This is a genomic window from Acinetobacter celticus (genome assembly GCF_001707755.1).
GTDB classification, from domain to species: Bacteria; Pseudomonadota; Gammaproteobacteria; order Pseudomonadales; family Moraxellaceae; genus Acinetobacter; species Acinetobacter celticus.
On the sequence record NZ_MBDL01000011.1, the window covers coordinates 20,488 to 47,002 of the forward strand.

A 26,515-nucleotide genomic window follows, 5' to 3' on the forward strand; every position below is an offset into this window, starting at 1 on the left:
CTGCCCAAATAACCACCAATTAATGTATATTTGTATAAAATAGTTTTAAAGTCACTTCGCTTGAAAATTCCTATCTTCTGATAAATTCATCATCTTGAATTATCCTGTTAAAAAATAACCAGCTATTACAAGAACAAACTAGCCATTTTTCAGCCTTTTTAGTAATTTAAATCTATCAAATGATAAAAAAGGTCAATTTAGTGAAAAAAACATTTCTTGTGCTTATGCTTTCAAGTTTCGTCTTAACGGCATGTTCTAAATCTGAAAATCAGTCTTCTTCAACAGCCTCTACTCCAGAAGTATCGACTCCTACAGCAACAACATCTGCAAGTGAAAGTACCGAAGTCAATGCCTTACCGATTAGCGATACAGCCGAAACCTCATTAGATTGGGCAGGCGAATATAAAGGTGTATTCCCCTGCGCCGATTGTGAAGGCATTAAAATGGAACTTGAACTTAAAGCCGATAAAACCTATGAGCTATCTGAAAAATATTTAGGTAAAGGAAAAGATAATGAGTTTAAGAGCAAAGGAACATTTAGCTTTGATGCAAAAAATCCGTCTGTCATTACTTTAGATCAAGTAGCAGATCATCGTAAATTTTTCATTGGCGAAAACTTTGCAGAAGCCCGTGACATTGAAACAGGCAAAGCCATCGACAGTAAACTTAATTACAAACTCAACAAAGATATTCAATAATTTATGTCAAATTAAAGGTGCCAAAACCAAGCACCTTTAATTGAATACTGAAAGGAATCATCCACCACTTAAAGATAATTTTTTGATTTAAAATACACGAATTACATTCATCTTTTCAATTTAAGGGCATGAAATCCTTTAATACACATGTTCAAAACTAATGGTCATATTCATCAACTTATGCAATAGCTCCATCTGTGAATTGCACTGCATTTTGCTAAAGATAGTTTTAAGATAAGTCCGTACCGAACTCATCGTCAAATGACAGTGTTCAGCAATTTTTTCTAGGTTTAATCCATTCAAAAATAATTCGCATATTTCGCATTCGCGCTGTGAAAGTGCATATGTTTCTTTTAAATACGGCTTGGCCAGTGTGTAACTTTGCCCTTTTTCAGAAATAAATAAAATGACATAATTCGGTTGTAAGGTATTTGACGTCGCTCCCCGCCCGATCTTGTTAAATAACTTTGCTGTGAGCATAAAGGGCTGTGCCTGCAAATTGTGTATATAGACGACGCCATCTTTTTTTGCAGAAAGGCTTGATGGATCTAACTGAATATTCCGAATTAACTGTTCAAATTTATGTTGATACTGCTTGGCACAGTGAATTTTTCCGTCAGAATTAAATTCAAAAAAATTGTTTTGATCCATTAAATTTTGTGCGCACTCATTTGCATAATGAAACTTAAAATTGATATCTATTAAAAGAATACCAACTTTAATCGCATCCATTATTTGGTACAGATTTTGATTTTCAAGATAAAAAAACCGCAGTTGCTGATTGATTTGAAAGGCTTTACGAATATGGGTGCCAATTCGTTTTAGAAATTCAAGCTCTCTTTGTTGAAAGGCCTTTTGATTGGATGAACGCTGAATGACCAAACTAGACCAGCGGTCTTCCCCCCGATCTAATAACACGCCTGCAATATAATAAGCGCCTGTCGCCTTTAAGCACCTTTCATAAAATAAGCATTCTTCTTCTTCATATGTCTCTGTGTAATGACTGAAATCATGATTTATCACACCACCAATTTCAACGTGCTTCCATAATGGCATCGCTTGTTTCAGATCAATGATTTTCACTTTCTCATGACGATATGCATTTAAACTGAATGGAGAAATGTTCAAGCTATGCATCAAATCAGCGCTTGGATTCCGCCGATCTATCACCGTTAAAATAGCTGCCGTACTATGCGTATATTCAAGCATTTGGCGAATAAAATTTGTCCATAGTGTGGTATCTATTACAGCATCATAAGCAGATCCGATAATTGTATTTTCAGCCTCAAAATCCATTTCAGCCACCAATAAACTTATTATTATTTCTTAAGAATACATTTAATATGTTTAAAGTCAAAATTATAGGATTTATCTCATAATAAAGACAAAAAAATCCCTGCTAAAAGCAGGGATTTTTTAGATCGTGGGATCCGTATGACTTACATCATACCGCCCATACCACCCATGCCACCCATATCTGGCATAGCAGCTTTGTCTTCTGGAATGTCTGTAATCATACATTCAGTCGTTAACATTAAACCTGCCACAGACGCTGCATGCTCAAGTGCTGAACGTGTAACTTTCGCTGGGTCAAGAATACCCATTTCCAACATGTCGCCATATTCAGAAGTTGCTGCGTTATAACCGAAGTTACCTTCACCGCTCTTCACTGCATTAATCACAACTGAAGGCTCATCACCCGCATTTGCAACAATTTGACGAAGTGGAGCTTCAATTGCACGGCGTAAGATGTTAATCCCTGCATTTTGGTCATCGTTTGCACCGACTAAGCCATCAAGTACTGATGCTGCGCGTACCAATGCAACACCACCACCTGCAACAACACCTTCTTCAACAGCAGCACGTGTCGCGTGAAGGGCATCATCTACACGGTCTTTTTTCTCTTTCATTTCAACTTCAGTTGCTGCACCAATTTTGATAACAGCAACACCGCCTGCCAATTTAGCAACGCGCTCTTGAAGTTTTTCTTTGTCATATTCTGAAGTAGATTCTTCAATTTGTGCACGAATTTGAGTAACACGTTCAGAAATTTGAGCTGTATTACCTGCACCATCAACAATCACAGTGTTTTCTTTAGACACAGTAATTTTATGTGCTGTACCTAAGTCTTGTAATGACGCAGTTTCTAAAGACATACCTACTTCTTCAGAAATTACAGTTGCACCAGTCAAGATTGCGATGTCTTGAAGCATTGCTTTACGACGGTCACCAAAACCAGGGGCTTTTACTGCACATACTTTAATAATACCGCGCATGTTGTTTACAACAAGGGTAGCCAACGCTTCGCCTTCAACATCTTCAGCAATAATAAGCAGTGGTTTACCTGTTTTCGCTACAGCTTCTAACACTGAAATTAATTCACGGATATTGCTAATTTTTTTATCAACAAGAAGAATGAATGGATTTTCAAGTTCAGCTGTTAATGTTTCTGGTTTGTTAGCAAAGTACGGGCTGATATAACCACGGTCAAACTGCATACCTTCAACAACGTCAAGCGAATCTTCAAAGCCTGAACCTTCTTCAACAGTAATCACGCCTTCTTTACCCACGCGTTCCATTGCTTGAGCAATAAGTTTACCCACAGTGGTATCAGAGTTTGCAGAAATTGAACCCACTTGTTCAATCGCTTTCGTATCAGAAGCAGGTTTTGACGTTGCTTTAATTTCTGCAACAAGTGCTTTAACAGCAAGATCAATACCGCGCTTCAAATCCATTGGGTTCATACCCGCAGTTACAGACTTGATGCCTTCGTTCAAAATAGCTTGAGCCAATACAGTTGCCGTTGTTGTACCGTCACCTGCGATGTCATTGGTTTTTGAAGATACTTCACGAACCAATTGCGCGCCCATGTTTTCAAATTTGTCTTTTAGCGTAATTTCTTTTGCAACCGTTACACCATCTTTAGTGATGTGTGGGGCACCAAAAGAACGGTCAATGACAACGTTACGACCTTTAGGGCCTAAAGTTACTTTTACAGCATCTGCAAGTACGTTTACGCCTGCAATCATTTTTGAACGTGCTGAATCACCGAATTTTACATCTTTAGCTGACATGCTTAACTCCAAATATTCTTAATTTTTAACAATCTAATTTCACAAACTTAATTTTTTATTGCGATATTAAATCGACATCTTATTGAGCGGGCTAAATTAACCTTCAAGAACCGCTAAAATGTCAGATTCTTTCATCACAAGAAGCTCTTCGCCATCAACTTTAATTTTTGTACCAGCGTATGCGCCAAACAATACATTATCGCCTACTTTTACATCTAAAGGACGTACGCCAGTATCGGTCACTTTACCGTTACCTACAGCAATAATTTCACCTTGAGCTGGTTGTTCTGCAGCAGAAGTACTTAAGATTAAACCGCCCGCAGTTTTAGTTTCTTTTTCAACACGGCGAATAACAACGTTATCATGTAAAGGACGAATATTGCTCATTTGAAACTCCATTTACCTGATTGTAAAAACAGGTCTTTATAAAGTGAATTGACGATAACTTAATTATTCCTTGGGTCATCATCAGAAAATAATTTCGATGACACTTTTGTGGGGATGGAAAAAAACGCTTCAAGGGGAAAACTAAAAAATAATTCCCTTTTTGTATCTTTTTCACTCAAAATAAGCTTATTCGGCAACTTACGTACTATTCGTGTTCAGTAGAAATAGCTGGCTGGCTTGATCAAAAACATACTGATCGACTGTGCCAGATGTGTGAATGGTATTAAAACTATTGGCTAAACCACGATGTAAACGAGAAGACGTTGCTGTTCCTGCATGAATATCTAAAACGGGGTGCTTTGCGCCTAAATGATAAATTTGATTTAAATCGTAAACCGCAGATTGGTGTAGATGTCCATGTAGCAAACCATTTAGACCATTTTTGCTCCATACGTCTAAAGCCAATCGTCCCAACATAGGACAATCCTTGATGCTATGTGGGTCATCTGGCGGTGTATAAAATGGTTGATGTGCGACAATTAATTTTATTTTATTAACGGGTGCGTGTTTTAAACGATGCTGAATCGCTTGAATTTGTGCTAAAGAAATATGTCCGCGCGTATGGTAACGGCGCCGAATACTGTTGACGCCAATAATATAAAAGTGTTGTGTTTCTAGCGTGGCTTCTAAATCGCCAAAAAATAACCGATAGCGTGCAAACGGACTAAATAGCCGATTCCATAGATGATAAAGCGGAATATCATGATTCCCAGGAACCGTCAGATACGGCAGTTTCAAGCTGTCTAAAAACTGCCTACAAGCAAAGAACTGTTTATAGTGCGCGCGTTGAGTTAAATCACCACTAATAATAACGGCTTCAGGCGAATGTATGACGCAAAACTGTTGAATGGCCTCAATACAAGCTTGCTGTTCCGTTCCAAAATGTAAATCAGACAGATGCAACAGCATTTGGCACCTTTATTTTCAAAGCATTTTTTTGTACACGAATATGCAACGGTGGCTTCATTTCCACAATTTCACCATCTAAAGCCACCGTCAATTTTTTACGGTCAGAGTAAATCACAACCTGCTCGGCATCAAAACTATACACATCTGGGGCTTTTTCAATATTGCCTTGAATGAGTTGCCAAAGCATTTTAAATAAAGTGAGCTTATCACTTTTTGCAACCACCACACCTGCAACCCTTCCCTTGGCAGCACTTTCAGCAATTTTTAAATTTAAATCTGCCAGTTGTAATTGGTTATTACCAAAGAAAATCAGAGGCGTTTTGACTGGATACTGAATTCCATCGACTTCAACTTTGAGTTTCAACTCCTTTCGATCACGAATTAAAACATCTAATCCCGAAGTATAGGCATTAAAAGGAAAGCGCCCGAAATACCGATTATACAATTCGCGTTTTTGAATAAATAAAGGATATAAACCCAAACTGGCATTATTTAAATAAATTTGATCATTAATGTGTGCAACATGCACGCGTCTTTCAACACCTTCAGCAATCACTTTAGCCGCGTCTAAAATATCCAAAGGAATATTCAGTGCCCGTGCAACATAATTAAACGTGCCTAAGGGTAAAATACCCATTGGAATATCATGCTGTATTAAACTCTGCGCCACTGCATTTAATGTTCCATCACCCCCTGCAGCCACGACAATACCTAAATTATTGGGGGTTTGATGTCGATGTATGACGTGTTGCATCAGCGTCTTAAAACTTGCGACCTGACTCATTTCAAAAGATTGTATTTCATAACCATATGTTGTTAAAAATCGAACCAACGCCTCATACACACCGTCTTTATTATTGGCATGAAAACCCGATTTTTGATTATAAATAATAGATAAGGGTTGTGTTTTATTTAACATTTCTTATACTTTCTTAAAGCTATTATTCTAATTTTGTCGAATTTATCAACAAATAAAAGTCCCTTTATGTAAAATTTGAATTAACACCATTTATTTAATCAATAATAATTCTCAAATATATTTTTTACATAAGCATATGATATAAAATAAAATTATTATAATAAATATTCCCCATAAATATAATAAATACCAACACGAATATCCATTTTAAACCATAAGAATTTGATTTTTAATATTTAAAATAAAACAACCTAAATATTTCAAAATAAATCATCTCACTCTTTAGTCTTATTTTTTTTATGATTTTATGCTTTAATAGCGCCACTTTTTTTCATCTTTCATCTGTGCGATGTACTCCATTGCGCAGATTATACTTTGTACAGCTTGTACACATTTGAGATAGGCCTCACCATGACCCAAGTGAACGCACCAGAATTCGTTCGTCACCCTAAGCTTATTGCGTGGGTGGAAGAAATTGCAAAATTAACGAAACCAGCGAAAATTGAATGGTGTGACGGTAGCGAAGAAGAAAATCAACGTTATATTGACTTGATGATCGCTAACGGAACCATGCAAGCATTGAACCAAGACAAACACCCTGGTTCATATTTAGCGAATTCTGATCCTTCTGACGTTGCTCGTGTTGAAGGTCGTACATATATCTGTTCAGAAAACAAAGAAGATGCAGGCGCAACAAACAACTGGGAAGCTCCAGCTGAAATGCGTACTCGTCTGAATGGTTTATTTGACGGTTCAATGAAAGGCCGTACTTTGTACGTTGTTCCTTTCTCTATGGGTCCTTTAGGCTCTCATATTGCACACATTGGTATTGAACTAACTGACTCTCCTTACGTTGCTGTAAGCATGTCTAAAATGGCTCGTATGGGTAAAGCTGTTTATGACGTTCTTGGTACTGACGGTGAATATGTTCCTTGCGTACATACTGTAGCTGCTCCACTTGCTGACGGCGAAAAAGACGTTGCATGGCCTTGCAACCCTGAAAAATACATCGTGCATTATCCTGAAACTCGTGAGATTTGGTCTTACGGTTCTGGTTACGGTGGTAACGCATTGCTGGGTAAAAAATGCCTAGCTTTACGTATTGCTTCTTATATGGGTCGTCAACAAGGTTGGTTAGCTGAACACATGCTCATCCTTGGTGTAACCAACCCACAAGGTGAAAAACACTACATCGCAGCAGCATTCCCTTCTGCTTGTGGTAAAACCAACTTCGCAATGCTTATTCCACCAGCAGGCTACGAAGGTTGGAAAATTGAAACTGTAGGTGACGATATTGCTTGGATCAAACCAGGTGAAGATGGTCGCTTATATGCAATCAATCCAGAAGCTGGCTTCTTCGGTGTTGCACCTGGTACAAATATCAAAACCAACCCGAACTGTATGGCAACATTGACTAAAGATGTGATCTATACAAACGTTGCTGTAACAGACAACGGTGAAGTATGGTGGGAAGGTCTGACCAAAGAAGCACCGGCTAACCTGACGAACTGGAAAGGTCAACCACACACTGGCGCAGAAAAAGCGGCTCATCCAAATGCGCGCTTCACTGTTGCTGCTGGTCAATGCCCTTCTATTGATGCCGACTGGGAAAATCCAGCAGGTGTTCCAATCTCTGCATTCATCTTCGGTGGTCGTCGTGCAGACACTGTGCCTCTAATTTCAGAAGCATTTGACTGGGTTGATGGTGTTTACAAAGCTGCGACTATGGGCTCTGAAACAACGGCAGCGGCGGTTGGTCAACAAGGCATTGTACGTCGTGACCCATTCGCAATGCTTCCTTTTGCGGGTTACAACATGGCAGATTACTTCACGCATTGGTTAGAAATGGGTGAGCAAGTTGGCGCGAAAGCGGCGGCTGCGGGCAACAAACTTCCTGGTATTTACAATGTAAACTGGTTCCGTCGTGATGCTGAAGGCAACTTCGTATGGCCTGGTTTCGGTCAAAACATGCGTGTTCTTGAGTGGATTATTGACCGCTGTGAAGGTCGTGCTACTGCTGTAGATACCCCAATTGGTCGTGTACCAACTTACGAACAATTGAACTGGACTGGTTCTGACTTCAGTAAAGAACAATTTGATCTTGTTACCGCACAAGACAAAGATCAATGGATTAAAGAACTTGAAAGCCATACTGAGTTATTTGATAAACTCGGTAGTCGCTTACCAGAAGCACTAAAAGCTCGCCAAGCCGAGTTAATTGCTGCTGTTAAATCTGCTTAATTTTTTATAGATTAAGTCAAAAAAGACCGCTTTATGCGGTCTTTTTTATATTCCATAATTTAAGAAATTTATAATCCCTTTAGAACGTGATCTTCACAAGGGAAGATCAATAGGTTTAAAATTTTAATCATTTCAATAGGCTTATTGAGGCTTTCTCATATTGCATAAGCCAGCAGAACTTCTAGCTCAATTCGTATCATTAAAGGAAAACCTAATACAGACCAACACACCTATTAAGCCGTATTGTCGCAACTAAAGGCACTTATAGGGAGTATTATTGTAGAAGTTTATCTACGCCTTGCAGAGCGTGCCCACCAAGTCGGCGGTAATGTCGTTATTAATTACAATGCTAGCCAACATTTTGGCTTTTGGCCTTGGCGCGTGTCCGTCCAGTCGTTTGGGGAACTGCTGTAAAATGGAAAACACCTGCAGACTGTAAACAACTTGGCGGTATTGAAATTTAATCTCTTCATCAGTTTAAAGATCATGCAAAAAGAAAGTCGCAAAATAAATTGCGACTTTCTTGATAGAGAGCATCGTTTTTTTAAAATTACAGGAATTAAGCAACATCTCGCTGTAATCTTCGTTCGTGCACTTCGATTAAATAATTATCCAAAGTAAAAACATCATTCTCAGAAAATTCTAAATATAACTTGGTACGACGTTTCAAAATATCGTCTGTACTCACAGCCCACTCATGCTCAACCAAATAGTCGACTTCTTGTGCATATAACCCGTGACCAAAGTCCTGCCCTAGCTCATGTACAGAAGTTGCTTGATTTAAAAACAACCATAAACGCGTTCCATATGCATGCACCCAACGTGTTGCAAGCTCATGTGAAATACCACTGAGCTTATCTTGAAGTTGCGCCACCAACTCTTCAATTGAATTCAAATTTTCTGCACCGGGCAACAAAGCCTTTTCAGTCCACGACTTTTTCATTTCAACGAAAAATGGACTGAGAAGATCCAATGCCGATTCCGCTAACTTACGATAAGTGGTTAACTTGCCACCAAAGACAGACAGTAAGGGTGCTTCATCTTCAAACTCATGATTTAAAGCCAAAGTATAATCTCGGGTGACTGCAGATGGATTATCAGACTCATCATCACATAACGAGCGCACCCCTGAAAAAGTAGCAACTATATGTGCTGACGTTAGTTGTGTTTTAAAATATTTATTTGATATATCCAGTAAATAATCAATTTCTTTTTCTGTAATTTCTACGTGGTTTGGATTGCCCAAATATTCATTATCTGTCGTTCCAATTAAGGTATATTTCCCTAAATATGGAATTGCAAAAACAATCCGCTGATCATTATTTTGCATAATATAAGCTTTATTGCCTTCATACAACTGAGGCACAATTAAATGACTTCCTTGTATCAGCCGAACCCCATACGGTGATTTCAACTGTAAATCTTGTTGAATAAATTGAGCAACCCAAGGCCCCGCAGCATTAACCAAAACTTTGGCTTTAATCTGATAAATTCCTTGTGCATTCTCCAACTCAACACGCCACAACCCATTTTGCCTTTGTGCAGAAAGACAACGTGTCCGCGTCACCACTTTCGCCCCCATTTCCTGCGCTTGAATTGCATTTAACACCACTAAACGCGCATCATCTACTGCACAATCTGAATATTCAAAACCATGAGTAATATCATCTTTTAGCGGGCTATCTATCGGGTGAAACCTAATATGATTCGACCCCGCCAACTTTTCTCTTTTACCCAAATGATCATAGAAAAATAAGCCAGTACGAATTAACCACGCAGGTCGTAAATGAGGCTGATGTGGCATGATAAAACGCATGGGACGAATAATATGAGGTGCCTTCGCCAGCAAAACTTCTCTTTCTGCTAACGCTTCGCGAACTAGACGAAATTCTTTATGTTCCAAATAGCGTAAGCCACCATGAATCAGCTTGGAACTGGCTGAAGAGGTATGTGAAGCCAAGTCATCTTTTTCACATAAAAATACGGACAATCCACGCCCTGCAGCATCGGTAGCAATACCGACACCATTAATTCCACCGCCAATCACTACAAGATCATAGAGAGTTTGATGATCACTCATAAGCGCCTCCTTAATGGCTATATTTTTATTTTTCATCCTAATATTGCTATTGTTTTAATCATGCTTCCAACATAACAAAAACTACAGCAAAGCGGAAATAATTCTTTACGCCCAAAGACTCATTTTTCTGATCTGCCCCGTTCATGCATTCACATGTCTTGATTTAAAAACAATCAGATGACAGTTCCATCAAAATAAACACCTCATCGTGGTTTAATGAAAACTCAATGCTTTAAGAGTGTTGGAGATAAAACTATTTTTATTACTAGATTGGTTTAGCTTCAATCACTTAATGTTTATCAAAAATACTAAAAAAAACAGCCTAATTACAGATCATTCACCCATCTAACTAAAAATAGCTGTATCACAAAAAGCCTTCTCATCAAATACAGCAAAAAGCTTTCTAATTAAAAAATCAAGCGAATTGATGATCGAGAAAAATCAATGCTTATGGCATACTAAAATGCATAACAACATGAGCAGATCAATATGAAAATGGCATATAAATTTTTAGCTTTGGGTCTAACGGCAATTACTTTAACGGCCTGTCAAAGTGCGCCACGCGCATATAATGGTCAATCGGGTTATCAAATTGAAAGCAAAACTACAGATACTGCGACTTTAGCGTATACCCTTGCCGGTCGCCAAAACCAGCAAGCAGATGAAAATAAATTACAGCGTGCTTGTCAAAAAGTGCTGGGAACAAATAAAACCTATAAATTGCAGATTTTAAGTATGAGCGAAATTGCTAACCCTGCAGCCACACAAAGCGAACAATTCGGTCGTCAAATTGGCAATACGCGTGCAACGTTTGGTTTATCCAATACACCAGATCTTCGTAATACTGATAACTTAGGTGCTCAGCAGGCACTAGACACACGCCCTGCAACTTTACGTGTGGTTCGATATACTTGTTCTTAATCTTCTAAATTTAAAAAGACGCTATTTATAGCGTCTTGTAAAAGCTTACATTTCTAAATTCTAACGATTCATCTAAATCAGGCCATGTCGTTGCACTTCTTTCATCTAATTTTTCATATTGAGGATGACTAAAGTTTTTTACTCGACTGTCTGCGACCCATACTTCTGGTGAAAATTTTAAAAATTCATCTAAGAAAAAGCGATTACATTGGTCATACAGCACATCGGCAGCCAAGAGCACATCAACTTGTTCAGCCTGATATAAGTCTTCTAAATATTCAAGCTCTACACCGTTCAACTCGGCATTAGCACGACAGGAAGCTAAACTAATTGGGTCGATATCACAACAGATGACACGTTTTGCCCCTGCCAGTTTCGCTGCAATCGCCACCACACCCGACCCTGCACCAAAGTCCAACACCACTTTATCTTTGACATGATGCGGTTCTGCAAGCAACCACTGCGCCATTGCCAGCCCTGAAGCCCAGCAAAAAATCCAATACGGCGTATCATTCCAAATACGACGAATGACTTCATCATCCAATTTATCAGTTGGAAATACAGGTGGAATCAACCACAGAGAAATGGGTGTATCGGGTAGTTGCTGCGCAAGTAATTCACAGTTTGGAATCACTTCATGCAAAGCTTTTAGTAGATGTTCAGGTACTTGAGGAAGTTGAAAAGTACAGGTCATTCAAATAAAACCTAATTCATTATTTAATAATTAATTCACAGCATTCAGATACACGTAAATGTCATCCACAACTGTCCGAGGCAGACTTTCATATAAAGCGTAAAGTTTCCGCGATTAATCAAATACTCGAAAACATTTGACGAGTTTTATGGATGACAATGGTTTTGCCTACTTTTGCCAAAACAAAAGTAGGTCGAACCGAAGGTTAATCCGAACACTCAAAGCCAAAAGAAAAGACTCCGCCATTCCACTTTTCATTCATATTTCAAATAAAATTTAAAATAAAAGCCACATAGGTAATATACCCATGCAGCTTTTATGACTTAGATTTTAAATTAACCTAAAGCTTTTTCAGCAGCTTCAACGGTTTGACGAATCAAAGTCGTAATGGTCATTGGCCCTACACCACCCGGAACAGGTGTATATGCAGAAGCAACGTCTTCAATACCGACCAATTGAATATCACCCACACCGCCGCCATCACGTGGATGGAAACCCGCATCAACCACTACAGCGCCTTGTTTAATCCAATCTTTTTGGATCAATTCAGCCTTACCTACAGCACCAACAATAATATCCGCTTGCTTCACAAAGTTAGCCAAATTCTGAGTACGCGAATGACAAATGGTCACGGTAGCATTGGCCTCAAGCAACATTGCAGCCATTGGTTTACCCAAAATTGCAGAACGGCCCACAACCACCGCATGTTTACCCGAAATTTCAATATTATTTTCTTTTAGAATCGTCATGATGCCTGCAGGTGTTGCAGAACCATAGGCTGCCTCACCCATCGCCATACGACCAAAACCAAGGCAAGTTACACCATCAACATCTTTTGCAAGTGAAATAGCATCGAAACATGCACGTTCATCAATTTGTGCAGGCACTGGATGTTGCAACAAAATACCGTGAACATCAGGATTAGCATTGAGTTTTTCAATTTCTGCCAAAAGTTGTTCAGTGGTGGTTTCTTTACCTAATTCAACTTTTAATGAATCCATACCGACACGACGACAAGCGTTGCCTTTCATGCGTACATACGTTGCAGATGCACCATCATCACCGACCAAAATTGTCGCAAGAATTGGGGTACGACTTGTTTTTGCTTTTAACGCTTCTACACGTGTTAACAAGTCAGCTTCAATTTTTTTTGCCAATGCACGACCATCTAAAACTAATGCCACGGCACATCTCCAGAGTAGATATGAATCAATTTCGCAAATAATACATCATTATTTGAATGATTTTATTCTATATGCTGATTTTATGTGCATATACACTATTTATAGTATTGTTTTTTTTTCAGAGCTTGCTAATATACGCATCAACAAGACATGGCGGGGTGGCAGAATGGTCATGCAGCGGACTGCAACTCCGTGTACGCCGGTTCGATTCCGACCTCCGCCTCCATCTTGTTAAAATGCCCGAGTGGTGAAATCGGTAGACACAGGGGATTTAAAATCCCCCGCCCACAAAGCGTGCCAGTTCGAGTCTGGCCTCGGGCACCATTTTAATACTTTTTAAAATGGTGCAATAAAAATTCCAGCTTATGCTGGTTTTTTTATGTCTAAAATTTCTAAATAATCCAAGACAATAAAAAAGAGAGCATCTAGCCCCCTTCTTCTCTCTAAACACTTACGCAATTCAAGCTAAAACTGGCGTAGCCAAATACTGTCACCTATTCTGCTCGAATTTATCTGCAATTATTACACGTTTAATCGAAAAAAAGCCGAGTATGACTCAGCTTTTCTTCTTTATATTGTCATATTCACATAATTTCTACGACTACTTTACCCACATGTTCGCCCGTATCCATACATGCATGTGCATCTTGAATTTGGTCAAACTTAAATGTTTTATAAATCATCGGCAAACATTCACCTTTTGCCCAAAGTGGCTCAACAGTGTCTTTTAAACCTTGCGCAATTTCAGCTTTTTCAGCCGTAGTACGCGCTCGCATCGTTGAACCAGTAATGGTCAAACGTTTCATCATAATTTGACCGAGTTTTACATCTTTGGCTTTGGCCCCAGCCAAAAATGCGATATAGACCAAACGCCCATCACGACGTAGCAAGTTCAAGTTACGTTCTAAATAGGGTGCACCGACCATATCTAAAATGACATCCACACCACCATTGTCGGTTTTCTCATTAATTACTTGTTCGAAGTCTTGAGTTTTGTAGTTAATGGCAGTGGTTAAATCTGCAATAGCAGCAACCTTCTCATCCGTACCTACTGTTGCAAACGTTTTAATCCCCAATGCTTTACATAACATCAGTGCAGTCGTGCCAATGCCACTGGTTCCGCCATGTACAAGTACTGTTTCGCCTGCTTGAGCTCTCCCCATTTGGAATACGTTTGCCCATACCGTAAAGAAGGTTTCAGGAATCGCTGCAGCTTGAATAAAACTGACATTTTCAGGAATATTCAAGGTTTGGCTTTCTGGCACAACGCAATATTCTGCATAACCACCGCCATTAGTGAGTCCACAAACTTTGTCGCCCACTTTAAACTGAGTGACATTTGCACCGACTGCAACAATTTCACCTGCCACTTCCAAGCCCGGTACAGGTGTTACACCTTTAGGCATTGGATATAAACCTTGACGTTGCAAAATGTCTGGACGGTTAATACCAAAGGCATGTACTTTTACTAAAATTTCATCTGCTTGCGCAGTGGGAATAGTAACTGTTTCATAGGCTAATTTTTCTGGGCCACCAGCTTCGGTAATAATAACGTGTTGCATTTCTTGCGACATTTGAGCGTTTCCCTTTTACAATACATTTCAATATTTCTGATTGTATTTGAACATAAAGTTATTCAAGAATGAAGAATAGTGGACTTATGTATAATCAAAATGGCGTAATTGAGACTATGTTTCGAATGAAGTAATCGTTTTAATTTTAAATGGGTAAAAATCCTAATGGTTCAAATTAGAAAAGCCAAGACACAAGATTTAGAAAGTATTTTAAAAATTTGGTTAGAGGCATCAGTCAAAGCGCATCATTTTATTCCTACCTCCTTTTGGCAAAACCAATTGGATGATATGCGAAATATTTATCTACCATCTTCTAAAAATTATGTGCTCGAAAAGTATAATACTGTGATTGGCTTTGCATCCGTTCTAGAGGACAATTCTCTTTTGGCCGCCTTATTCATTGATCCTAAAAATCAAGGTCAAGGGTATGGCTCATCACTCATTGAATTTTTAAAACAACACTATCCAAGATTGGACTTAAAGGTCTATGCTGAAAACACAGCATCTGTTCATTTTTACCAAAAGCATGGTTTTCAAGTGATAGAAAAAAGTATGGATGAACATACAAAACATGATGAATTTCATATGACTTGGTTAAAAGAAAAATAAAGCATCATTGGATTTAACATCGATAACTCAACCCTAAAGATTGAATCACCCATGTTTCAGCGACTTATAAAATTAGAGGCTATAGTAGATAAGCATTGTGATAATCTACTTTTATGAAGCCATCAATTTCTAAAACTGGCTTTACCACTGTCCATCCTATTCATACTAACCCCGACTTTTATGCTCTTTCATCATCTGTGCTGTCACATCTTCAGGATAGCAAATTGGCGTATAACCACCTGCTCGATGATATGCACTGCGCTTACCACAACGACTCCCATTCGATGCCGAATGATAAGGACAAGCGCAATTTCCCGGATAACTTTCTATCGATTGCTTAATGATTTGTTTTTTAATCGCATCGGTATTTTGACTACTTTGTTTAGCTTCGACACTGAAAGCCAAACACAACCCCATAAAAATAAATAATTTTTTCATAAACATCCCTCAATATCACTATTGTAGCGAGATGTTATTTACATGAAAATTCAACAACAAATTAAATGATTAAAATTAAGCCACTTATGTTTTGGACAATCAAAAACCCACCTAACGGTGGGTTCCTTTTAAATCAGCTCAGTCTTATAAAGAAACCAATTCCACAATTTTTTCAGCCAACTCTTCAACCGCATCTTGGGTGAATGTCACATCTGTACCTTCAGTCACAGAGGTAATCACCGCTATCCCTGTTTCACGAAGCAATGCAACTTGCACAGCATCTAAATCCGCTTTAGCAATTGCCACAATACCTTGTTGCAATAATAAACTCTCAAGGGCTTGTGCATTTTCCAAAGCTTTGTTCGATACCGTAATAGACGCAGGTTTTTGCCCTAAACGCACTGCACGATCTTCGGCTGTTACAGGGTTGCTATGCGCAGACCACTCAACAGATTCTTCCACCATACCAGCACCAATCGTTACGTTATTCAAACGATCAATGAAGATAAACGAACCTGTATAACGGCTGTCTTGATAACGGTCAAACACCACTGGTGCATCAAATTCAACCGTCACATTGGCAATGGCATTTAAATCAAGATGATCCACTTGCATTTGCTCAAGCGTGTTCACATTGGTACGGAAGTTAATACCCGTTACTTTGGCAGGGACAGTTTGCGTACCAATTTTAATGTTGTATAGCTTACCCAGTACCAGCGGTTGATCCGCCATCCATACCACAGTCGCTTTTACAGCACGTGAAATTGCAGGAACACCCTGATCCGCACGGATCAACATATTACCGCGTGATACGTCAATTTCATCATTGAGCGTTAATGTCACCGCTTGACCTGCAAAGGCATGTTCAAGGTTGCCATCAAAAGTTACGATTTCTTTCACGGTTGAAGACTTACCTGATGGTAAAGCCACAACTTTATCACCGACGTTAATTTCACCCAGTGCAATGGTTCCTGCAAAACCACGGAAGTCGAGGTTCGGACGGTTCACATATTGCACAGGAAAACGGAAATCACGTTTCGCTGTATCACGGTTAATTTCAACCGACTCTAGCGTACCCATCAGGGTTTCGCCCTTGTACCATGGCGTATTTTCCGAAACATTCACCACGTTATCGCCATTCAATGCAGAAATTGGCGTAAAGATAATGTTGTTTGGCTTACGGTCACCCAATTGCGCAATAAAACCTGCGTATTCAGCTTGAATTTCATTGAAGCGTGCTTCAGAAAACTCAACCAAATCCATTTTGTTGATTGCAACAATAATATTCTTAATACCCAGCAAGCTTGCAATATACGTGTGACGACGCGTTTGAGTTTGCACGCCATAACGCGCATCAATCAAAATAATCGCAAGGTCACAGGTCGACGCACCTGTTGCCATGTTACGGGTATATTGCTCATGCCCTGGGGTATCGGCAATGATGAACTTACGTTTTTCAGTGGAGAAATAACGATACGCGACATCAATGGTAATGCCCTGCTCACGTTCCGCTTGTAAGCCATCAACAAGGAGCGCCAAATCTGGTGCATCACCCGTTGTACCGACTTTTTTCGAGTCACGAGTCACAGCTTGTAATTGATCTTCGTAAATCAATTTTGAATCATAAAGCAGGCGACCAATTAAGGTAGATTTACCATCATCGACATTACCGCAGGTCAAAAAGCGTAATAAGTCTTTATTTTCATGTTGTTTTAAATAGCCCAAAATATCTTGGCTAATGAGTTCAGATTGATGAGACATTGCTCAAACTCCACAAATTCGTTAGAAATCGGTTTTTTAATCTCCCTAAATCCCTCTTTAATAAAGAAGGACTTTCATCAGGAAATTAGAAATAGCCTTCTTGCTTTTTCTTTTCCATCGAGCCGGCTTCGTCATGGTCAATCATACGACCTTGACGTTCAGAGCTTGTGGCAAGTAGCATTTCTTGGATAATTTCTGGCAAGGTATCGGCCGTTGATTCAACTGCACCTGTCAGCGGGTAACAGCCTAAAGTACGGAAACGTACCGATTTCATTTGTGGAACTTCACCTTCTTTTAAAGGCATACGTTCATCATCCACCATGATGAGTGTACCGCTACGTTCAACCACAGGACGTTCAGCAGCCAAATAAAGTGGAACTAATGGAATGCTTTCCAAGTAAATATATTGCCAAATATCCAACTCAGTCCAGTTGGATAATGGGAACACACGGATACTTTCGCCTTTGTTCACTTTACCGTTGTAAAGATTCCAAAGTTCAGGACGTTGATTTTTAGGATCCCAACGGTGTTTTGAATCACGGAATGAATAAACTCGTTCTTTAGCACGTGATTTTTCTTCGTCACGGCGCGCACCACCAAAAGCAGCATCAAAACCGTATTTATCCAAAGCTTGTTTTAAGCCTTGGGTTTTCATGATGTCGGTATATTTTGAACTGCCGTGATCAAATGGATTAATCCCAGCGTCTTTGCCTTCTTTATTTTGATGCACAATTAAGTCGAAACCATGGGTTTTTGCCATGTTATCTCGAAACGTGATCATGTCTTTGAATTTCCAGCCTGTATCAACATGCAACAATGGGAATGGTAACTTTGCAGGGTAAAATGCTTTCATCGCAAGATGTAGCATCACCGCTGAATCCTTACCAATGGAATACAGCATGACCGGATTTTCAAATTCGGCAGCCACTTCACGGATAATATGAATACTCTCAGCTTCAAGCTGTTTAAGATGAGTAAGTCTTTCCTCATTTATTGACATTGACAGCACCAGCTCACAAAAACGTGTATTTATTACACATATTAAAATTTATATTCATTATAGTGATTTAGCGATCTCAACGATTGCTTGTTTTATGATATTTATATTCATATTCATCATATAGAAGTTTGTTGATAATCCTTATAAAAGAAAATAACTCAAAGCTTAAAAGGGCTGAAATTGCTGGAACAATACTGCTAAAAACCAGTAAATGTAGCCTTTGTATAAGCAACTAAAAGTATAGAGATCAAACCCCTTCCTTTTCATCAATTGTTATAATTCTTCAGCTTATCATGAGTATTTTTACTTTATTTTTTATACACTTTGGTTTTATTCGATGCTATCTTTAATTCGGGGGATTTTTGTTAGACATATTTTTCCTCATTATTGATAAGCATAATATAGAGATAAATATAATGTGGGAATTATTCACACACCCTTCCAATATTGTGTTCAGCATCAGTCTTTGTTTGATGTTTTTTTTCGGCATATTTGAAATGCTTCTTATGCTGATTGGTGGTGGATCTCAGGGGCTATTGGATCAGTTTTTGCCTGAAGATGTAACACACAATACGGACTTAGGTATTGATGCCGACCAAAGCCTTTTAACAAAAGCACTAGATTGGCTGTATTTAGGACGTGTACCACTTTTTGTATGGCTGATTATATTTTTAACGGTGTACAGCTTGACTGGATTTATCATTCAAGCCTTTACGCTACATTTTACTGACACGCTATTTAATATTTGGGTCATCTCACCTGCCTGCCTCTTTCTTTGTATGCCACTGGTTCGTTTCAGCGCACAACTGATTGCCAAAATTTTACCGCAAGATGAAACCATGGCTATTTATAGTGAAGAGTTAATTGGACGTACTGCAGTGATTGTTTTGGGTGAGGCAAAGCAAAATTATCCTGCTCAGGCTAAAGTTTCAGACCAGTATGGCAAAACCCATTATATTTTGGTCGAACCTGAGCAAAACGAAACCTTTACACAAGGTCAATCTGTTGTCTTAACACAAAAAACCAAGATTGGTTTTCAAGCCAATCCAAATTTATAATTTTTGATTTACATTAAATACAACTATAGATATAGAGAATCCACAAAATGTTAGACATAATTCCAAGCGGTATTTTGGTCACGACTGCTGTGATCTTCACAGCTTTTATTTTTATTGGCTTTATCCTTGCTCGCTTATACCAGCGTTCTAGCAAAGAAATATCATTTGTTCGTACTGGCTTTGGCGGTGAAAAAGTAATTTTAGGGGGCGGTGCAATTGTCCTACCTGTATTGCATGAAATTATCCCCGTCAATATGAATACCCTACGTCTTGAAGTTCGTCGCGCAGATGATCAAGCCTTAATTACCCGCGACCGTATGCGCGTAGATGTCATGGCTGAATTCTATGTTCGGGTTAAGCCTACAGCTGAATCTATTGCAACCGCGGCACAAACACTGGGCCAAAAAACCATGTCACCCAATGAACTCAAAAATTTGGTGGAAGGTAAGTTTGTCGACTCTCTGCGTGCTGTCGCCGCCGAAATGGCCATGGAAGAATTACATGAAAAGCGCGTGGACTTTGTACAAAAAGTACAGCAAGTGGTTTCTGAAGATTTACATAAAAATGGCTTAGAACTTGAAACCGTTTCTTTAACAGGTTTAGACCAAACAGGGTTTAAATACTTCAACCCGCAAAATGCTTTTGATGCTGAAGGTCTAACAAAATTAACTGAAACAATTGAAGACCGTCGTCGTAAGCGCAACGAAATTGAACAAGACGCTGATCTTGCCATTCGAACCAAAAACTTGCAGGCAGAACAAGCACGTATGCAAATTGTGCGCGAAGAAGAATATGCCAAGCTACAGCAAGAGCGTGAAATTTCCATTCGTCGTGCTGAGCAATTGGCAGAAATAGCAGCGCAAGAAGCAGCCAAAAAACGTGAAGCGGAAGAAGCACAAATTGCAGCAGAACGTGAAGTTGACCTAAAACGCATTACTGCTGCCCGCGATGTTGAAAATCAAAATATTCAAAAAGCACAAATTATTGAACAGGCGCAAGTCGAACAGAAAAAAACCATTGAATTGGCTGAACAAATTCGCGCCATTGCTGTTGCAGAAAAATCACGTGAAGAATCCGAGGCCAAAGCATCGGCTGACCGTGCCCGTGCAGAAGCTGTAAAAGCCGAAGAAGAAGTCATTACCGTGCGTCAAATTCAGCAAGCAGAACGTCAAAAAGCCGTTGAACTAGTAGCTGCTAAACAAGCTGCTGAAAAAGAGGCAATTGCCATTACAGTCGCTGCCGAAGCAGGTAAACAAGCCGCTGCCGATGATGCAGAAGCTGTCCGTATTGCTGCTGAAGCCTCTGCTGAACAAGCACGCTTAAAAGCCAAAGGTGAAGCTGATGCTAAAATACTTCTAGCGCAAGCCATGGAAAAACAATATCAAGTTGATGCAGAAGGTACACGTGCCGTCAATGAAGCCAATAATGTTCTTTCAGCTGAACAAATTGAAATGCAAATTCGCTTGGCCATGTTGAAATACTTGCCAGAAATTATCCGTGAAAGCGTAAAACCAATGGAAAATATTGACGATATTAAAATTCTGCAAGTAAATGGCCTGCATGGTAGCCATACAGCATCGTGCCAAGGTGATGCACAACATGATAGCAACAATGTGGCGTTGTCTGACCAAGTGGTAAATAGTGCCCTGCGCTATCGCTCACAAGCGCCATTAATTGACAGCTTAATGAGTGAGTTAGGTATTCATGGTGGCGATATTAATGGCTTTACACAAAGTTTAAAGCCAAAATCACCCAACTAATTCCATCCCAAAAAAATTAAAAGGCAACCAGAAGGTTGCCTTTTTTGCTCTCATCATCAAAACATAATTACCTACTGTCTTTATGATTATGCTAAATATTCGCATGATTTAGTAAATAATCATCTTAAAATTAGGCAAAAAAAGAGAACCCAAAGGTTCCCTCTTTTTATCTAAATAACAATTTAGGCCAAACCTTTATCCTTGAGCAACTGGAACATCGTCGATCCCAACTCTGCAGGGCTACGCGTATACGCCATACCTGCTTTTTCAAAGGCTAAAAACTTTTCCTCAGCGGTTCCTTTACCGCCAGAAATAATAGCGCCTGCATGCCCCATACGCTTGCCTTTCGGGGCAGTCACACCTGCAATATAACCCACAACTGGCTTAGTCACGTTGGATTGAATATATTCGGCAGCTTCTTCTTCTGCTGTCCCACCAATTTCACCAATCATAATAATGGCTTCAGTTTGTGGATCTTCTTGGAACAGTTTCAAGCAATCAATTTGGTTCATACCCGGAATTGGGTCACCACCAATACCAATACACGTTGACTGACCCAAACCCAGTTTGGTGGTTTGTGCAACCGCTTCATAGGTCAAGGTGCCTGAACGTGAAATAATCCCAATTTTACCCGCTTGATGGATATGACCTGGCATAATACCAATCTTACATTCACCCGGTGTAATGATACCTGGACAGTTTGGGCCAATCAGACGTGCACCATTACCATTGGTTTCAAGGTAACGCTTGGCTTTAAGCATATCTAAAGTTGGTACACCTTCAGTGATGACCACAATAAGCCCAACACCTGAATCTACCGCTTCAATAATTGAATCCAATATAAACGGTGCAGGTACATAAATCACTGTCGCATCTGCACCGGTCGAATTCACAGCTTCTTGCATAGTGTTAAATACAGGTAAATCTAGATGCGTTGTGCCCCCCTTACCCGGTGTCACACCACCGACGACTTTTGTACCATAATCCAGTGCTTGTGCTGAATGGAATGTACCATTTTTACCTGTAAAACCTTGTACCAATACTTTGGTGTCTTTATTAATTAATACGCTCATATTGATACTCCTTACGCTTTTACTGCAGCAACAATTTTTTCTGCGGCATCTGACAAACCATTTGCAGAAATAAGTTTTAGACCTGATTCATCAAGTAATTTAGCACCCAGTTCTGCATTATTTCCTTCCAAACGCACAACCACAGGTACGGTCACATTTACTTCTTGAACCGCTGCAATAATTGCTTCAGCAATCATGTCACAACGTACAATTCCACCGAAGATATTAATCAATACACCTTGTACAGAGCTATCTGCCAAAATAATTTTAAAGGCTTCAATCACACGGCCTTTGGTTGCACCGCCACCAACATCAAGGAAGTTGGCAGGCTGACCACCATACAGTTTAATGATGTCCATGGTTGCCATTGCAAGACCCGCACCATTGACCATACAACCAATATTGCCTTCAAGGGCAACGTAGTTCAAATCAAATTCAGAGGCTTTGAGCTCACGTTCATTTTCTTGTGACTTGTCACGTAGTGCAGCAATTTCAGGTAAGCGATACAACGCATTTGAGTCAATTCCCACTTTGGCATCGACACATAAAATATCGCCATTTTCACGCACAGAAAGTGGGTTGATTTCAAATAAAGCAAAGTCATTTTCAATGAACGCTTGATAGGCTGCAGACATGATTTTTACAAATTGATTGACTTGCCCATCTTTTAAGTTCAACTGAAATGCAACTTCACGTGCTTGAAATGGCAATAAACCAACCAATGGGTCTACTTCAACTTTAATAATTTTTTCTGGGGTTTCTTCAGCGACTTTTTCAATTTCGACACCACCCTCAGTCGACGCCATAAAAGTGACACGACGGCTTGAACGATCCACCACTGCACCCAAGTACAATTCGCGCTCTACAGGATAAACGTCTTCTGCAACCAAAATACTGTTAACCGGTTGACCATTGGCATCTGTTTGATATGTGACTAATCGTGTACCAATAATACTGTTGGCATAGTCGGCTGCTTCCTGAGCCGTTTTAACTACTTTCACACCGCCCGCTTTACCGCGACCACCTGCATGAACTTGCGCTTTTAATACTGCAAATTTACCACCAAGTTGTTCAAAAGCCTGGACTGTTTCTTCTGCATTGGTTGCAAGGATACCTTCTTGAACAGGCATACCATATTTTTTTAATAGCGCTTTCGCTTGATATTCGTGTAAGTTCATTTTTTACCTTTTTACTGTTTTTTCGCTTTGTTATGACCCATTAAAGCCCAGACATCCGTCAAAGCAGCTTTAACCTTTTTTAAATCTCAAAATATTTCTTATCTTTATTTTTAGATGATTGTTCCCATAAATACAACCATCAAATGTAAAAAGAGCGACCTTAGCCGCTCTTTTTTTCATCTTATTTGCGTTTACGCTGAATCGCGTGAATCGCACGTCCATCGACAGCAAGTGCTGCTTCATGAACCACTTCAGAGAATGTTGGATGACCAAAAGTCATCAATTGTAAATCCTCTACAGAAGATACAAACTCAAGCGCAATCATACCTTGGTGTACAATATCAGACGCAGCAGGCCCAATCACGTGCATGCCGAGTAAACGATCTGTTTTCGCATCAGCAACAAACTTCACAAAACCAGCATTTTCACCAGCAGCCATGGCACGACCATTGGCAGCAAAACCGAATTGACCAGTTTTCACTTCATGGCCTTTATCAATAGCTTGCTGTTCAGTTAAACCAACCCACGCCGCTTCTGGGTGTGTGTAAATTACTGAAATGATTGTGTCGTAGTTCACTTGTGCTGCATGACCGTGCATACGTTCAACAGCCATTACGCCTTCTTCCATTGCTTTATGTGCAAGCATTGGACCACGTACCAAGTCACCAATTGCATATACGCCTTCAACTGAAGTTGCACACCAATCGTTCACTTCAACCAAACCACGTTCAGTCAGTTTGATACCACAATCATCAGCCAATAGACCTTCAGCGTATGCACGACGACCCACACAAACAATCAATTTATCGAAAGTTTGAGTTTTATCTTCGCCACCTTGGGTGTACTGAACAGTAACTTCAGAGCCATTCACTTCTGTGCCAGCAACTTTCGCGCCTACACGGATATCAAGACCCTGTTTAGTCAACAGTTTTTGGTAGTCTTTTGCCAAGGCTTTATCAGCCATTGGTAAGAATGCATCCATTGCTTCAAATACAACAACTTCCGCACCTAAACGACGCCAAACTGAACCAAGTTCAAGACCAATCACACCTGCACCAATCACACCTAAACGCTTAGGTACTTCTTGGAATTCAAGTGCGCCCGTTGAATCAACAATGATATTTTGATCAACAGGTGCTGATGGAATATTGATTGGTACAGAACCAGTCGCAAGAATGACAAATTTCGGTTCTAAAACTTGAGTTTCACCTTCGTGAGATACAAACTCAACTTTTTTACCCGCAAGCAACTTACCCGTACCTTTTAACCACTCGATACCGTTACCTTTTAAAAGGCCATCGATACCCATCGTTAATTGGTCAACGATTTTGTCTTTACGCGCAAGTAATTTTGCAAGATCAAACTTCACGTCACCTGTGGTAATACCGTGATCATCTAAGTGATGCACTGTATCTTCATAACGATGTGAAGAATCAAGTAATGCTTTAGAAGGGATACAACCCACGTTTAGGCATGTACCGCCTAGTGAAGGTTTACCCTTATGAATACGTTTTTCGATGCAGGCAACTTTAAAGCCTAACTGAGCAGCGCGGATAGCAGCTTCATAACCGCCTGGGCCACCACCAATTACAACAAGATCAAACTGTTGAGACATGTGTATCTCCAAAAACAGGCTTAGAGGATCGCTCTAAGCCCATAGATTTATTCTGAAGTATTAAAGATCAAGGATGAGTCGAGCTGGCTCTTCTAACAATTCTTTGATTGTTACAAGGAAACCTACAGCTTCTTTACCATCGATTAAACGGTGATCATAAGAAAGCGCTAAATACATCATTGGTAAAATTTCAACTTGACCATTCACAGCCATAGGACGCTCTTGGATTTTATGCATACCCAAGATTGCTGTCTGTGGTGTATTCAAAATTGGCGTAGAAAGCAATGAACCGAAAGTACCACCATTAGTAATAGTGAATGTACCGCCAGTCATATCTTCAATACCTAATTTACCGTCACGCGCTTTACCAGCGTATGCACGAATACCGTTTTCAACTTCAGCATAGTTCATACGGTCAGTATCACGAAGAACTGGAACAACTAGACCACGCTCAGAAGAAACAGCCACACCAATGTCATAGAAACCGTGATATACGATGTCGTTGCCATCAATAGATGCATTTACAGCAGGATAACGCTTAAGTGCTTCTGTTGCTGCTTTTACGAAGAAAGACATAAAGCCTAAACGTGCACCATGACGCTTTTCAAAAGCATCTTTATATTGGTTACGCATGTCCATGATTGGTTTCATGTTCACTTCGTTGAACGTTGTCAACATTGCTGTTTCTTGCGTTGCAGCAAGTAAACGTTCAGCAACACGCTTACGTAAACGCGTCATAGGAACACGTTTTTCGATACGCTCGCCAACAGCAACACTTAAAGGTGCAACAGCTGGTTTAGCTTGATGGTTCGCAACATCTTCTTTCGTGATGCGACCGCCACGGCCAGTACCAGATACGTCAGAAGCTGCAATACCAGTTTCAGTTAATGCTTTACGAACCGCAGGTGCTTGATCAGCAACAGGTTGAGCACGTTCTACCACTGGCGATGCGCCAGCTTCAGTTTGCGCAGCCGCTTGCTCTACTTTTGCTTCAGATTGAACAGCTTGAGTTGCAGCTGCACCAGAAAGTGCGCCTTCAGCAAACTGAGCAATAACTTCAGCAGAAAGCACTGTATCGCCTTCATTTTTAACAATAGATACAATCGTACCGTCTGCAGGAGCTACAACTTCCAATACAACTTTGTCAGTTTCAATATCACAAATCACTTCATCACGTGATACTGCTTCACCAGGTTGTTTGTGCCAAGTTGCAACTGTTCCGTCAGCAACTGACTCTGGGAATACCGGTGCTTTAATTTCGGTTGCCATTACTAAGAATCTC

22 protein-coding genes and 2 tRNA genes are annotated in these 26,515 nt (G+C 39.8%); 8 read left to right on the forward strand and 16 right to left on the reverse strand.

Features of this window, described 5'->3' with window-relative positions; genetic code table 11:
* The first annotated feature begins 200 nt into the window (after positions 1-200).
* Positions 201-698, forward strand: coding sequence for a copper resistance protein NlpE (locus BBP83_RS11420; protein ID WP_068888652.1), 498 nt, complete (start codon positions 201-203; stop codon positions 696-698).
* A 138-nt stretch (positions 699-836) separates the two neighbouring features.
* Here BBP83_RS11420 and BBP83_RS11425 read toward each other — a convergent pair whose 3' ends face one another.
* The 5 genes from BBP83_RS11425 to BBP83_RS11445 form a co-directional block, all read right to left on the reverse strand.
* Entirely contained in the window at positions 837-1,994 is a 1,158-nt protein-coding gene (locus tag BBP83_RS11425) for a helix-turn-helix transcriptional regulator (protein ID WP_068888654.1), read from the reverse strand.
* A gap of 143 nt (positions 1,995-2,137) precedes the next feature.
* Complete coding sequence (gene groL / locus BBP83_RS11430) at positions 2,138-3,772, reverse strand: chaperonin GroEL (protein WP_068888656.1); 1,635 nt, start codon at positions 3,770-3,772, stop codon at positions 2,138-2,140.
* Positions 3,773-3,868: 96 nt separating this feature from the next.
* The gene (locus BBP83_RS11435) at positions 3,869-4,159 is read right to left on the reverse strand and encodes a co-chaperone GroES (protein ID WP_068888658.1); all 291 of its coding nucleotides are present in this window, start codon (positions 4,157-4,159) and stop codon (positions 3,869-3,871) included.
* A 198-nt stretch (positions 4,160-4,357) separates the two neighbouring features.
* Positions 4,358-5,128, reverse strand: coding sequence for a metallophosphoesterase family protein (locus tag BBP83_RS11440; protein WP_068888660.1), 771 nt, complete (start codon positions 5,126-5,128; stop codon positions 4,358-4,360).
* Positions 5,109-6,047, reverse strand: coding sequence for a diacylglycerol/lipid kinase family protein (locus BBP83_RS11445; RefSeq protein ID WP_068888662.1), 939 nt, complete (start codon positions 6,045-6,047; stop codon positions 5,109-5,111). The genes BBP83_RS11440 and BBP83_RS11445 overlap by 20 nt, the downstream gene beginning before the upstream one ends.
* Positions 6,048-6,458: 411 nt before the next feature.
* Between BBP83_RS11445 and BBP83_RS11450 the strand changes: the two genes are divergently transcribed.
* The gene (locus tag BBP83_RS11450; RefSeq protein WP_068888664.1) at positions 6,459-8,288 is read left to right on the forward strand and encodes a phosphoenolpyruvate carboxykinase (GTP); all 1,830 of its coding nucleotides are present in this window, start codon (positions 6,459-6,461) and stop codon (positions 8,286-8,288) included.
* Between the two features lie 559 nt (positions 8,289-8,847).
* Here the strand turns inward: BBP83_RS11450 and glpD are convergent.
* Entirely contained in the window at positions 8,848-10,368 is a 1,521-nt protein-coding gene (gene glpD / locus BBP83_RS11460) for a glycerol-3-phosphate dehydrogenase (RefSeq protein WP_068888666.1), read from the reverse strand.
* Positions 10,369-10,863: 495 nt separating this feature from the next.
* On the opposite strand from glpD, the gene BBP83_RS11465 reads away from it, so the two are divergent.
* Positions 10,864-11,289 (forward strand): hypothetical protein, encoded by a 426-nt coding sequence (locus tag BBP83_RS11465; protein WP_415502425.1) that lies wholly within the window; start codon positions 10,864-10,866, stop codon positions 11,287-11,289.
* Between the two features lie 25 nt (positions 11,290-11,314).
* Here BBP83_RS11465 and BBP83_RS11470 read toward each other — a convergent pair whose 3' ends face one another.
* The gene (locus BBP83_RS11470; RefSeq protein ID WP_068888670.1) at positions 11,315-11,983 is read right to left on the reverse strand and encodes a class I SAM-dependent methyltransferase; all 669 of its coding nucleotides are present in this window, start codon (positions 11,981-11,983) and stop codon (positions 11,315-11,317) included.
* 335 nt (positions 11,984-12,318) lie between these two features.
* Positions 12,319-13,167, reverse strand: coding sequence for a bifunctional methylenetetrahydrofolate dehydrogenase/methenyltetrahydrofolate cyclohydrolase FolD (gene folD / locus BBP83_RS11475; RefSeq protein ID WP_068888672.1), 849 nt, complete (start codon positions 13,165-13,167; stop codon positions 12,319-12,321).
* 152 nt (positions 13,168-13,319) lie between these two features.
* On the opposite strand from folD, the gene BBP83_RS11480 reads away from it, so the two are divergent.
* Both BBP83_RS11480 and BBP83_RS11485 read left to right on the forward strand, forming a co-directional pair.
* A tRNA-Cys gene (locus tag BBP83_RS11480) sits at positions 13,320-13,393 on the forward strand.
* 12 nt (positions 13,394-13,405) lie between these two features.
* Positions 13,406-13,491 (forward strand) — tRNA-Leu (locus BBP83_RS11485).
* Between the two features lie 260 nt (positions 13,492-13,751).
* Here the strand turns inward: BBP83_RS11485 and BBP83_RS11490 are convergent.
* Entirely contained in the window at positions 13,752-14,741 is a 990-nt protein-coding gene (locus BBP83_RS11490; protein ID WP_068888674.1) for an NAD(P)H-quinone oxidoreductase, read from the reverse strand.
* A gap of 165 nt (positions 14,742-14,906) precedes the next feature.
* Here BBP83_RS11490 and BBP83_RS11495 point away from each other — a divergent pair, with 165 nt between their 5' ends.
* Positions 14,907-15,350, forward strand: a complete 444-nt coding sequence (locus BBP83_RS11495; RefSeq protein WP_068888676.1) for an N-acetyltransferase — start codon at positions 14,907-14,909, stop codon at positions 15,348-15,350.
* Between the two features lie 165 nt (positions 15,351-15,515).
* Here BBP83_RS11495 and BBP83_RS11500 read toward each other — a convergent pair whose 3' ends face one another.
* From BBP83_RS11500 to cysD, 3 genes are all read right to left on the reverse strand, one after another.
* Positions 15,516-15,788 (reverse strand): hypothetical protein, encoded by a 273-nt coding sequence (locus BBP83_RS11500; protein ID WP_068888678.1) that lies wholly within the window; start codon positions 15,786-15,788, stop codon positions 15,516-15,518.
* Positions 15,789-15,932: 144 nt separating this feature from the next.
* Positions 15,933-17,549, reverse strand: coding sequence for a sulfate adenylyltransferase subunit CysN (gene cysN, locus BBP83_RS11505; RefSeq protein WP_068888680.1), 1,617 nt, complete (start codon positions 17,547-17,549; stop codon positions 15,933-15,935).
* Between the two features lie 85 nt (positions 17,550-17,634).
* The gene (cysD, locus tag BBP83_RS11510) at positions 17,635-18,543 is read right to left on the reverse strand and encodes a sulfate adenylyltransferase subunit CysD (protein WP_171258100.1); all 909 of its coding nucleotides are present in this window, start codon (positions 18,541-18,543) and stop codon (positions 17,635-17,637) included.
* Positions 18,544-18,965: 422 nt separating this feature from the next.
* Between cysD and BBP83_RS11515 the strand changes: the two genes are divergently transcribed.
* Together BBP83_RS11515 and BBP83_RS11520 are read left to right on the forward strand one after the other, a co-directional pair.
* Positions 18,966-19,607 (forward strand): YqiJ family protein, encoded by a 642-nt coding sequence (locus BBP83_RS11515; RefSeq protein WP_068888684.1) that lies wholly within the window; start codon positions 18,966-18,968, stop codon positions 19,605-19,607.
* A 47-nt stretch (positions 19,608-19,654) separates the two neighbouring features.
* The gene (locus BBP83_RS11520; protein WP_068888686.1) at positions 19,655-21,367 is read left to right on the forward strand and encodes a flotillin family protein; all 1,713 of its coding nucleotides are present in this window, start codon (positions 19,655-19,657) and stop codon (positions 21,365-21,367) included.
* A 182-nt stretch (positions 21,368-21,549) separates the two neighbouring features.
* On the opposite strand, the gene sucD is transcribed toward BBP83_RS11520, so the two are convergent.
* The 4 genes from sucD to odhB form a co-directional block, all read right to left on the reverse strand.
* Entirely contained in the window at positions 21,550-22,440 is an 891-nt protein-coding gene (sucD, locus tag BBP83_RS11525) for a succinate--CoA ligase subunit alpha (RefSeq protein WP_068888688.1), read from the reverse strand.
* An 11-nt stretch (positions 22,441-22,451) separates the two neighbouring features.
* Positions 22,452-23,618, reverse strand: a complete 1,167-nt coding sequence (gene sucC / locus BBP83_RS11530) for an ADP-forming succinate--CoA ligase subunit beta (RefSeq protein ID WP_068888690.1) — start codon at positions 23,616-23,618, stop codon at positions 22,452-22,454.
* A 181-nt stretch (positions 23,619-23,799) separates the two neighbouring features.
* Positions 23,800-25,233: a dihydrolipoyl dehydrogenase gene (gene lpdA / locus BBP83_RS11535; RefSeq protein WP_068888693.1), complete on the reverse strand. Its 1,434-nt coding sequence runs from the start codon at positions 25,231-25,233 to the stop codon at positions 23,800-23,802.
* Positions 25,234-25,293: 60 nt separating this feature from the next.
* Complete coding sequence (gene odhB, locus BBP83_RS11540) at positions 25,294-26,502, reverse strand: 2-oxoglutarate dehydrogenase complex dihydrolipoyllysine-residue succinyltransferase (protein ID WP_068888695.1); 1,209 nt, start codon at positions 26,500-26,502, stop codon at positions 25,294-25,296.
* Positions 26,503-26,515: the final 13 nt, after the last annotated feature.